General features: G+C 37.7%; 15 protein-coding genes. 5 read left to right on the forward strand and 10 right to left on the reverse strand.

What is annotated here, in order from left to right; genetic code table 11:
- Positions 1 to 2 precede the first annotated feature (2 nt).
- From COX77_01295 to COX77_01315, 5 genes are all read right to left on the reverse strand, one after another.
- Positions 3 to 548, reverse strand: a complete 546-nt coding sequence (locus COX77_01295; protein PIZ99510.1) for a hypothetical protein — start codon at positions 546 to 548, stop codon at positions 3 to 5.
- A 343-nt stretch (positions 549 to 891) separates the two neighbouring features.
- Complete coding sequence (locus tag COX77_01300) at positions 892 to 2,082, reverse strand: cysteine desulfurase NifS (GenBank protein ID PIZ99511.1); 1,191 nt, start codon at positions 2,080 to 2,082, stop codon at positions 892 to 894.
- Between the two features lie 123 nt (positions 2,083 to 2,205).
- The gene (locus COX77_01305) at positions 2,206 to 2,619 is read right to left on the reverse strand and encodes a hypothetical protein (protein PIZ99512.1); all 414 of its coding nucleotides are present in this window, start codon (positions 2,617 to 2,619) and stop codon (positions 2,206 to 2,208) included.
- A 99-nt stretch (positions 2,620 to 2,718) separates the two neighbouring features.
- A complete protein-coding gene (locus COX77_01310; GenBank protein ID PIZ99513.1) occupies positions 2,719 to 3,411 on the reverse strand; it encodes a hypothetical protein in 693 nt (230 codons plus the stop codon).
- Positions 3,408 to 3,980 (reverse strand): hypothetical protein, encoded by a 573-nt coding sequence (locus COX77_01315; GenBank protein PIZ99514.1) that lies wholly within the window; start codon positions 3,978 to 3,980, stop codon positions 3,408 to 3,410. Before COX77_01315 ends, COX77_01310 begins: the two co-directional genes overlap by 4 nt.
- Positions 3,981 to 4,052: 72 nt before the next feature.
- Between COX77_01315 and COX77_01320 the strand changes: the two genes are divergently transcribed.
- From COX77_01320 to COX77_01340, 5 genes are all read left to right on the forward strand, one after another.
- Positions 4,053 to 4,361, forward strand: coding sequence for a hypothetical protein (locus tag COX77_01320; GenBank protein PIZ99515.1), 309 nt, complete (start codon positions 4,053 to 4,055; stop codon positions 4,359 to 4,361).
- Between the two features lie 3 nt (positions 4,362 to 4,364).
- On the forward strand, positions 4,365 to 4,634 hold the full coding sequence (locus tag COX77_01325; protein ID PIZ99516.1) for a hypothetical protein: 270 nt from the start codon (positions 4,365 to 4,367) through the stop codon (positions 4,632 to 4,634).
- A 75-nt stretch (positions 4,635 to 4,709) separates the two neighbouring features.
- Positions 4,710 to 5,495 (forward strand): hypothetical protein, encoded by a 786-nt coding sequence (locus COX77_01330; protein ID PIZ99517.1) that lies wholly within the window; start codon positions 4,710 to 4,712, stop codon positions 5,493 to 5,495.
- Positions 5,496 to 5,573: 78 nt separating this feature from the next.
- Complete coding sequence (locus tag COX77_01335) at positions 5,574 to 5,762, forward strand: hypothetical protein (protein PIZ99518.1); 189 nt, start codon at positions 5,574 to 5,576, stop codon at positions 5,760 to 5,762.
- 80 nt (positions 5,763 to 5,842) lie between these two features.
- Positions 5,843 to 6,421, forward strand: a complete 579-nt coding sequence (locus tag COX77_01340) for a superoxide dismutase (GenBank protein PIZ99519.1) — start codon at positions 5,843 to 5,845, stop codon at positions 6,419 to 6,421.
- 46 nt (positions 6,422 to 6,467) lie between these two features.
- Here the strand turns inward: COX77_01340 and COX77_01345 are convergent, their stop codons facing one another.
- From COX77_01345 to COX77_01365, 5 genes are all read right to left on the reverse strand, one after another.
- The gene (locus COX77_01345; GenBank protein ID PIZ99520.1) at positions 6,468 to 7,388 is read right to left on the reverse strand and encodes a hypothetical protein; all 921 of its coding nucleotides are present in this window, start codon (positions 7,386 to 7,388) and stop codon (positions 6,468 to 6,470) included.
- An 11-nt stretch (positions 7,389 to 7,399) separates the two neighbouring features.
- A complete protein-coding gene (locus COX77_01350; protein PIZ99521.1) occupies positions 7,400 to 7,891 on the reverse strand; it encodes a hypothetical protein in 492 nt (163 codons plus the stop codon).
- Positions 7,875 to 8,117: a hypothetical protein gene (locus COX77_01355; GenBank protein ID PIZ99522.1), complete on the reverse strand. Its 243-nt coding sequence runs from the start codon at positions 8,115 to 8,117 to the stop codon at positions 7,875 to 7,877. Before COX77_01355 ends, COX77_01350 begins: the two co-directional genes overlap by 17 nt.
- Positions 8,118 to 8,121: 4 nt before the next feature.
- Positions 8,122 to 8,817, reverse strand: a complete 696-nt coding sequence (locus COX77_01360) for a hypothetical protein (protein PIZ99523.1) — start codon at positions 8,815 to 8,817, stop codon at positions 8,122 to 8,124.
- A gap of 83 nt (positions 8,818 to 8,900) precedes the next feature.
- Positions 8,901 to 9,644 carry a ZIP family metal transporter gene (locus tag COX77_01365; protein PIZ99524.1) on the reverse strand — a complete coding sequence of 248 codons (744 nt, stop codon included), beginning with the start codon at positions 9,642 to 9,644 and terminating at the stop codon, positions 8,901 to 8,903.
- Positions 9,645 to 9,780 lie beyond the last annotated feature (136 nt).

Here is a 9,780-nt window from a genome sequence, read left to right on the forward strand (position 1 = left end):
TGTTATGTTTTTTTAAAATAATCATTAATGGCCGCCCGTAGTGCTTTGTCACCGAGCACTGAACAGTGCACTTTACGATCTGGTAACCCACCTAAACGAGCCATGATATCTTGTGGTCGTATTTTTAAAGCCTGATCAATCTTCATGCCACCCTTTTCCGTCGCCATTACTGAAAGCATGGAAGTTGAGGCGATGGCTGAAGCACAACCAAAAGTTTGCCATTTAAATTTCTTTACTCTTTCAGTTTTGGGATCGATCTTGAGAAAAACCTTCATCATGTCGCCGCAGGCTGGCGATCCGACATAGCCCACGCCATTGGCTTTAAATTTTTCCTCAGTTCCCGGCATCATGATATTTTGTGGCTGAAAAAAATGTTTTTTAACAATGTTGGAATAAAGCCAATTGCCTTGCTGACCAACACCATCGGCTATTACTTTTTTCTTTTTACTTACCGGCATATATAAAAAGTAAATTATTAATCTATTTAAGTTATTAATACCATACTGGATTTTGCCAAAAGCTTCAAGTTTATGATAATATATTAGCACTATTCGTTCACCAAAAGGGAGGCTCTATGTCTGTCTTACAAGATGAGTTGTTGATCAATCAACGCATTAGAGAATTGGTCCCTGATCTTACTACTGAGTTAGAAGTAGTAGAAAAGCTGGATTGTATCTGTCCATGCTGTTATCTGGAACAATTCTATTGCGTCCGAACGGAAAAAGTCGCAGTTGAATTTGAAAAACACTTCGTACACATTTGTCTCGATTGTGGCCATCAAGAAAAAGGGTTTGTAGAAATCATTCCCGGCAATCTTCACTTGTGTCCTCTGTGCAAAAACTAACAACTCCTAATAAACCGTTGTCGAAAATAGATGACGGTTTTTTATTATTATTTTTTTATTTGTGGATGAGGTTGACTATTATTCAAATGAACTGGTGAAATATTTCTCAGCTCTTGAATGATCTTGGGTAATACTCGCAAAACATAATTAATATCTGCTAGTGTATTGCGTTGACCTAAAGTAAAACGAATACTGCCGTGAATCAGCTCATAGGGTAGGCCAATAGCTTGTAAAACATGTGACACGTCTAAACTGTGCGAAGCACAAGCCGAACCAGTATTAGCCATAATGCCGTACTGATTTAAATAAAGCAAAATCGCCTCGCCTTCAATATCAATAAAAGTCATATTAATATTGTTCGGTAGGCGCTTGGTACGATGACCATTGATTCGCACTCGCTTTATTTTTTTTATAATGCCGTTAATCAATACCTCTCTTAATTTTAAAAGCCTGGCACTTTCTTTTTGCTGATTCTTTTGAGCCAACATAAGTGCCGTTGCTAATCCGACTATCCCCGCCACGTTTTCCGTACCAGATCGTAAACCAAACTCTTGTCTGCCGCCAAAAATTAGTGGTTTGATCGGCGTTCCCTTCTTAATAAATAAGAGGCCAACGCCTTTTGGACCGTAGACTTTACTACCATTGAGCGTTAATAAATCAACTCCTAACTTATTAATATCTAGATCCAGATAAGGACTGGCCTGACAGGCATCAGTATGAAACAATGTATGGGGATTTATTTTTTTTACCAATTTTACCAAACTAGCAATCGGTTGAATGGTACCAATTTCATTATTAGCGTACATAACGCTGACCAATCTGGTGTTTTTATTAACCAATGTTCTCAGTTTATCCACTAGTACTAAGCCGTCTCGATCCACCGGCGCCCTAATAATATTCCACCCTTGCGTTGCTAAATATTTGGCCGTATCTAATACCGCAGGGTGTTCAATGCTGGACACGATAATTTCGCCAACTGGTAATGCCCGAGCCACACCCTGCAAGGCTAGATTGTCACTCTCGGTACCAGAGCCAGTAAAAATAATCTCTCGATCTTGGCAATGGAAAATTTTGGCCATGGAGCTTCTAGCTTGATCTACCGCACGCTTAGCAATCAATGCTTGCGTGTAAAGCGCTGAGGGATTACCATAATACTTTTCGGCATATTGATCCATGACTTTTTTCACTGCTGGCAATAAATAAGTAGTTGCTGCGTGATCTAAATATACTTCTCTCATATATAATGTCTTAATGTTTATCAGTATTATAATACAATCTTTTGCCCTAAATGAACAACTCCGCTAGTCGTTAAACGATAGCGGAGTCGCTCGGTAATATATTATGCACCAAGGTTTTATTGATTATCTGTTTCTTTGATATTTATTATCCCTGTCAATATTATGTTGCTTGGACCACTTGTTCTTTTGAGCCATCGCCCAACCTTTAGGCGCATCCTTACTCCTCAAACCAAGCTCTTTACGTAAACTATCAGCGCCAACTACATCTCCCTTTTTATCCAAAAGATAAGCTTCCGAGAATTTAGCAAAGTTATCTTTGGTGATCTTCTGGGTTATTGGCCTATTATCCATTAATTTTACCCAGCCATCATAATCTTTATTCTCCATGATGGTTTGCATAACTTTTTCTCTTTCTGGTGTATAAGCCGGTCCATACTTTGTCGTATTGCTACTACTTGCCAACGCGGATGACGTCACCAGAGAAAAAAGAGCTAACAAGGCCACTGGGGCCACGAAATACTTTATTTTATTCTTCATCTTATTATTAGTTATTTTTTAGAATTGTCGAGTATCAAGAGGCGCCTCTTAGATTCTCTAATCAGTAATACGCGGGATGACTAAATATTATTTCAACTATTACTTCTGCCAGGGACGAATTTCTACAGCGTTAAAAACATTATCATCATTCACTTGGCCCATAACTTTGATTAATTCGCCTTGCTGTAATACTGCCCGCGGCCGAATTTGCGCGTGTTGATAGAATACCTGCCATTGTTGATGATTGAAATCCAAAAGATTTAAGCGTTGTCCGTCTGATATTAAAATAATTTCACCAGCTAAAAATCCTCTGCTCGGTCTACTCCAAACGTCACGTCGATGAAACTCCGTACTACTATAATTAAACTGTGGCTGAGCGTTAACTTGTTGATCGATGTCATAATTAATATCAAAGGCATAAATAATACCACCCAGAGCCAAGCTAATCAAAATCGTGATCCCAATAACTGAGCTGATTTGATATTTATACCCTTCCTTGGTTTGACGATATTCATAATAAATAATAATCAGTGCCAAACTTAAAAATACTAGCCAGAATATTGGCAGTATCATTAATAAATACTCGCCAAAATTATTAGCTGCCTGCCAGGCAACGTCCCATTCTCGTTCATGCAATAAATACATTGTCGCACTAACAGCACAGCCACTTAGAATTAGTAAGAAACTAATCAGCGTCCATTTGATAATCTGTAATACCCGCCAATACCAGCGCGGCTTGGGTTTGATCTCTTGATCTTTGATTTTGATTAATATTTTGTCTTTGATGCTCATATATTTGCGATGTGTTTTTTTAATTCTTTTTTAGCGCGACTGATCAAAACGCCAACAGTGCCAATCGGTTTGTGGAGAATGTCACTCATTTCTTCGTAGCTCTTATCTTCCCAATAACGCAGTATCAATGCCTCGCGCTGCTCTAAGCTAATATTTTCTAAAGCGCGCATGACCTTATGACGATCAATTAATTGATCCATCTTTTCCGCCGCATTGGTATCATCACGCAATAAAGCCACAAAATCTTTTTGCTCGTCCAGTTCCAAATTACTCAAATGTTTTTTGTGCTTTCGCCAAAAATCAATAGTTTTATTGTGGGCTAAATGATAAATCCAAGTGGAAAATTTATAGCTCTCATCATAATCATTCAGACTCCGGTAAGCTTGTAAAAAAGTCTCTTGCAGAACATCCTCAATGTCTTCCGGTGACAATCCGGAGATGCGACGAATATAGGCCGTCAGTTTATTTTCATAACGGTCCATGATAATCATATAATAATCAGGATTAGCCAAAACCTTCTGCACTATCTCCTGATCGGGTAATTGCGTAAAGTCAACTGTGTTAATCATAAGCTGTCTATTATATTATACGCTAAATATTAACATTTATAACACTCATCTATTTTAGGTACAGAATTAATAATGATTGTTAGGGTAATAAAAATCGAACATTCACTTATTATCCAGGAGTTAATTATGAAAAAAATAAAAGACTTTCTTTGTGTTACTGTCGCTACTGGATTCTTTTCTGGCTTGATACCACTAGCACCAGGAACTATGGGTAGTATTCTAGCACTACTATTCTTCTTAATCATACCCCTAACCACAACCAATGTAATCTATCTGATTGTCGTCAGTATTTTCTTGGGTCTATTGACCATCACGCGAACCGAAATATGGTTAGGTAGTAGTCCTGACTATCGTGATGGTACGAGAATTAGAGATCAGTAACAAATAGTTATTGATGAGTTCATTGGCCAATGGATAGCTGTACTACCGATTACTCTACTGGGGGTAGAAAAAAGTATGCTCTTGGTTGCTTTAGCTTTGTCGCTACTTCTTTTTCGTGTTTTTGACATCACTAAACCACTAGGCATTAAATGGCTAGATGAACATCCATTACTAACAAACCCTTTTGGTGTCATTTTTGATGATGTTGTTGCTGGCGTCTACTCATTCATTATTCTCTGGCTGATAATATACCTCATGCCAATCTTTCATTAAACCCCAACCCGCAAAACAAACTTGAGGGTTATTTTTTATGCTATAATACTAATATTAATTATTAATGTTAATATTATGTCCGCAGATGATCAAAAAACTACCTGCTGTGGCGACGGCCAGAAATGCTGTCGGGGTTATGGCAAATTAATTTATAAATCCCTCTTAATCTTAGCAGTTGTAGCTATTGTGCTAGTTGCTTTATTACGTGACCGGATAATCAGTAATCCGCAATGGCAAATTCCCGTTGTTGGTCAGGGTAGGGTAGAATATACACCCGAGGTAGCTAATATCAATATGGGCGTCCAGATTGATAAAATCAGTAAAGCTGATGAGGCACTTAACCAACTTAATAACAAAATTAATGGCATCGTCAAAGCTATTACTGATGCTGGGGTGAGTACCGATGACATCAAAACACAAAACTATACATTGACACCACAATATGATTTTGTTAATAACGCTTCTGCTTTGAGTGGCTATAGCGCCAACCAAACAGTGGTAGTAAAAATTAAAGATTTAAAAAATAACCAAGACAAGATTGCTAAAGTCATCGCCGTTGCTACTAAGGCTGGTGTTAATCAAATATCTGGCGTCACCTTTGAAGCCGCTGATGCCAATGCCATCAAACAAGAAGCACGACTTAAGGCGATTACTGACGCTCGCAACAAAGCTGAGGATATTGCTAAGACTTTAGACATTGACCTGGGTAATATTGTTGGCCTCTGGGAAAATATGATCAGTAGTCCAGAGCCGATGGATGCTTACAAAATGGGCATGGGTGGTGGTGCAGCCAGTCCCCTTGTTCCTAGTGGTAAACAAGAAATGGTTATTGAAGTTAATGTTAACTATCAAATAGACTAACGCTTAATTTGACAAAGGTGTTGACCTTGTACTAAGATAAGTAAAAATCGTTCAATCACAAAATAGGAAAAGAAGATTATGGAGCTAACAAGCAACTATTCAGAGATGTCTCAGCTGGAGCTTGATCAGGAAATTGCTGCCTGTGAAAAAGTGATCAGTGATCGCGAAACAGATCCTTCTGATCTGATCGAGTACCAAGAATTAAGAACAGCACTTTGCAAAATCAGAAAACAAAAGTTCCAAATTGACTTTGAACCTTTTGAATAAAAATCATGAACAACCGTCTTCAATGGGAAGACGGTTTTTCTTATGCTATAATAAAAAAATAAACATTAACTGCTTATTTTATGCACCAATTAACTAAGCTCAACTACGCCTATGACGCTCTGGAGCCCTATCTGGACGCCAAGACTATGGAAATTCATCATAGTAAACATCATCAAACCTATGTGGATAAACTCAATAAGGCGTTGGAAAATTATCCTACCCTTCAAGAATTTACAGTAGCGGAGTTACTAACCAAAATAGATACGAACACGATAGATCCCCAGGATAAACAGGCTATTATCAATCATGGTGGCGGCGTTGCTAACCATAACTTTTTTTGGCAAATTATGGACCCTGCTAATAAACCAGATGAACAATTACAACAAGAAATTACCACCACCTTTGGCTCAATTGATTTGTTTAAAGAAAAGTTTTCCCAAACTGCTCTGAATCATTTTGGCAGTGGTTGGGCTTGGCTAGTGCGCGATCAAAACAATCAATTACAAATATATTCTACGACAAATCAAAACTCACCATTATCATTGGGCCACCAACCATTACTCACTATTGATGTCTGGGAACATGCTTACTATCTAAAATTTCAAAATAAAAGGGCTGACTATATTAATAATTGGTGGTCAGTAATCAAATTAATTTAAAATAAAAAAACCGCTCCCCTTACCGAGCGATTCTTAACTCAGATAGCTAAATATGATTAAACAATTCTTGCGTCGCTAACAAGTTTTGTTTGAGCTTGGTCGGTAAGTATTCTTGCTCCTTTAACATTTGTGAGGATTGCTGTTGTAATTGACCAAGTAACGAACTGGCCATAAATATCTCTTTTTCCGTTGGCTGATTGTTTTTGTTATTACCAATCTCCTCAATCATTTCTTGCAATGTTTCTTTATTCATTTGTAAATAAAATGCTGGTACGTTATGCAAACTACCGCGGATTAATTTTTTATCTGCACCTTCCCCGTCTAAAGAAAATCCGTATTTGATATGCGCACCACCGGAGTGAGCAATTTTTTTTATTTTTTCTTGCTTAGTTTCCAAACGACTTTCATCGCCCACTACTTCAATATCGTCAAAAGTGCAAATGACCTTGCCACTTTTCTTATCAATCATTAGATGATCAACGCGTCCTGCTTGCCCGACGATTCCTTGATAATCATCGTATGGTGCCGTGCGCATTATTATTAAACGATCCTTTAGATAACGATGCAAGAGAATGGTAATTACTACTTCCGTTAGATGTCCTTCACTTTTTTGTTGCTCTTTTTGATAAGCTAATCGTAATTCTTCAATACTTAATTCGCGACCAGCTTTTTGTTCAAATCTTTTTTTAACCTCTTCTTTGTATAGTCCACCCCAGCTATCTAAACAGTTATTGATCGTCTGCTGATCGTGTCGAATATCTTCCTGAGCATAAGGCCCACCGTGCTTAACTCTAAAAGCGGTCATTTCAATCTGACCGCCACTATCAACATATGGGATATTCTTATTATCCGGCGCGTATTTTCGTAATTGCTCGTTAATTTCCTCGGCTGTCAAAGCTAAAACCTTTTCCAATCTTTGTCCTATTGTCTCTTTTTTTTCTACTCTTACTTTTTCAAAATTAACCATTGTCTCTTAGTTTAAAAAGTAATTGGTAATTCATAACTTTTTGCGCGCTGGGGATCACCGGAGGGGTTATCAGCCTCAAAAATAATCTTACCCGTTGTTGTCCCGGGTGGTAAAAAATTAATCTCCGCACTAAAATCAACAAATTCTGCAGTCATCCAATCAGTCAATGCTTGCGCTGTGCCAGCACCCAGAACTTGACCATTATTATCAACTATTTTTATTGGCAAAGAGGCCTCAAAAAACCAAGAGCCCTTAATCTTACCAACGATCTTGACTGGGCTACTTATTTTACCATTGATAACTGGCTGATCGATAATCACTTCCTGAACTTGGTTCTGTTGCTCATCATCATCAATGGGTGGTTGTTGATTGTTATTAGTTATCTCATCATTAACTTCCTGATTCACCATCGCTGCCGGCTGATAATTCCACAACAAAAAAATAGCCGTAGCAATTAATAGGATAATGACAATAATAAAAATAATTTTATTTCTTTGTTCCATTGCTTTGTTGTAGAATAGCTACGCTTAAACAAAAGGCGATTAAAAAAAATATTGCCCCATAAAAACACGGTGTCAAAAAAGGATTGACCAAACCTGCTGAGCAGCCAAGAGTACAGCTTTTTTTCTGAAACCAATTGATCAGCTCAATAGTAAAATTAGTCCAAGCAAAAAGAACACCAACGAGTAGAACAAAAAATTGTGTTAAAATAAATTTTTTATTAATCATATATTTATTGGCAGCTCTTAGTTATAATTTTTTGTAATCCCTTATTTTCCGCTCCCATTAACTCCTTAGCTAAATCCTTGGATAGATCTTTTTTATTAAAAAAGCAGTTACGAACCGTGGCGCCGATGGCCTCATAATGACACTTGTCTTTTTCCCAACCAACCACCATCATCGTCATATTCACCGGTTGATTGTTACTGTCCGTTGTTTGGATGGTTAACTTAGCTGGCTCGCATAAGGCAAATTTTTCTTCCAAACAACCCAAATCTTCGCAAAAAGAAAAACCACTGGCCTGAATGTTGACTGGTAATTGCAAAGTTCTTTGCCACCGCTCACCATCGGCTTTGACATCCAAATAGATCATACTCTTAGTAACTTCCGTGGCGGTGCTAAAATACTTATTGGGCGCCAGATTGATAATATAAGAACCGCCCGGCAATTCAAACAAAGCCACACCATCTTGACTACTGGTTTGTTTGCCAAAAACCTCACCATCGCTATACTTGTCCTTTTGCCAAACCCAAACATCAACACCGGGAGTTGCTACACCAGCCGCATCCACCGTCAATACTTCAAGCACTCCCTTTACTTTATTTTCTGCTTGTTTCTGCTGTTCTGCCTGACGAACAACATTGCTCTTGGCACAACCAGCAATAATAACCATCATTAAGATAATAAAAACGAGAGATAATTTTTTCATAAATTTGCAGCTAGTATTTAACCATTTTCATTATAACAAAAAAAAGCTTTTTTTCCAATAAAAAGCTAATTTTTTACTTACTTTTAAGCTACTAAATACTTCAGAAACAACATCAGAGCCAAACCAATCAAAATACCAAAAATTTGATAAAAAGAGTGGGCCGTACGGCTCTCTTTTTGTAGCTCGGGTAACAAATCAGCAACGGCAATATAAATAAAACCACCGGCTGTTAACGGCACAATATAATCAGTAAAATTATAAATATTAGGTCCTAAAAAATAAATTAGGAGAGCTCCCAAAAAAGCGCTACTAGCGGTTAAGAAATTAATCAGCAAGGCCTTGCTGCGCGAATAACCAGCGAACAGTAATATACCAAAATCACCGATCTCTTGCGGTACTTCGTGAGCGAGAACAGCGAGCGTTGTCATAAGTCCAAGTTCTGGGCTAACCAAATAAGAACCGGCCACAATCATGCCATCAAAAAAATTATGAAATAAATCACCCAATGTATTCATCAAACCAACTGGATGTGGATGATCCGAAGATGTTGAAATGTGACAGTGTCGCCAGTGAATAATCTTTTCTAAGATCAAAAAAATGATAATACCAAATACTACTAACAACCAAGTGATTAGTCCGTTATTTTTCGCCACTGCTTCCGGTAATAAATGAAAAAAGGTATCACCAAGTAGCGCTCCTACTGATAAGCTAACCAACCAAGCGATCACTTTATCCAAGACATTTTTTTGCCAAAATAAAAAGAAAACACCAACTAATGAGACTAAAGAAATGGCCGTAATACTTAATAAAATATGGATAATAATCATAATGCTATTCTAATACTGATCAATAATAATCACAAGAGTAATAAATGACCTCCTCCCCGCACTCAAAAAAGCTATCTTAACTAGATAGCTTTTTTTCATACGGGGTTTCCCTTTGGGTTTCAAGAGAATTCCAGTC

Source organism: Candidatus Komeilibacteria bacterium CG_4_10_14_0_2_um_filter_37_10 (assembly GCA_002793075.1).
Lineage (GTDB): Bacteria > Patescibacteriota > Patescibacteriia > UBA1558 > UBA1558 > UM-FILTER-37-10.